The 982-nt window shown below is 64.9% G+C and carries 1 protein-coding gene and 1 pseudogene; both read right to left on the bottom strand.

Translation table 11 applies throughout. From position 1 onward, the window contains the following. On the bottom strand, window positions 1–482 hold a 482-nt coding region (locus tag GSQ77_RS29090; RefSeq protein WP_254067888.1), incomplete at its 3' end, for a peptidylprolyl isomerase. 71 nt (window positions 483–553) lie between these two features. Continuing rightward, window positions 554–982, bottom strand: a pseudogene (locus tag GSQ77_RS29085) (exopolyphosphatase); the annotation flags it as partial.

Raw genomic sequence — 982 nt, 5'->3', positions numbered from 1 at the left:
TTGCCGAATACGGCATAGCCCCAGGTCAGGCCGCTCTGATTGCCGACGAAATCCAGTCGGCGATTGTCGACCAGGTTGAAGAAGAACTGCGAGGTGCCGGAGTTCGGATCCGCGCCGCGTGCGACGGCGACGGTGCCGCGCAGATTGGAGACGCCGTTGTCCGCTTCGCTGGCTACCGCCGGACGTGTGCGCTTGGGCTGCAGATCCCGCGTATACAGGCCGCCCTGCAGCAGATAGCCGGGGATGGCCCGATGCAACAAGGTGCCGTCGTAAAAGCCGTCGCGTACGTACTGCAGGAAATTCGCCACGCTCTTCGGTGCCTTGTCCGGATACAGCTCGAGCGTGATGTCGCCCTGCGAGGTATGCAACAGCACTTGCGGCGCCGCCACGGTGGCTGCTGGTGTCGGCTTGGCCGTTTGAGCTGCCAGGGTCAGCGGCAGAATCAGGAGCAGGGTGGCAAGCAGGGATTTGAGCATGGGCATCAACAGGGTCGTCTAGGCGTCGGGACATGATACGCGGCCACGATGCGAGTGGCTCGCGGCGACCAGCATGGTCAGTTGCTGGACAATTCCAGCTTCAGGCCCAGTTCCGCCATCGGTGATTGCTCCTGCTGCAGATCGGACTCGCTGAGCGGGTGCTGCTCGAACCAGGCGATCGGCAGGGTCAGGCGCAGGCGTTGGCTGGTGGCAGCCAGGCGCATCGGTGGCAGCGACTCGGCCCGTCGGGCACGCCGGAACAATACGGCCAGGCGCAACAGCGCGGTGGTGTAACGGGCCAGCTGGCGATAGCGTTGCGGCAGTGCCGAGATCACGGCCTTGTCGGGCTTGCGCCGATGCATCTGGACCACTGCGGCCAGCAGCTGCTGCTCCTGCCGGGAGAAGCCGGCAAGATCGGCGTGGCGCAGGATATAGGCGCCATGGTGATGGTGCTGGCTATGCGCGATGGCCAGGCCGATCTCGTGCACTCGTGAAGCCCACGACAG

It is taken from the genome of Burkholderia sp. L27(2015) (assembly GCF_009765705.1).
Taxonomy (GTDB): Bacteria; Pseudomonadota; Gammaproteobacteria; order Burkholderiales; family Burkholderiaceae; genus LMUX01.
This window is presented reverse-complemented; position numbering and strand designations above follow the sequence as displayed.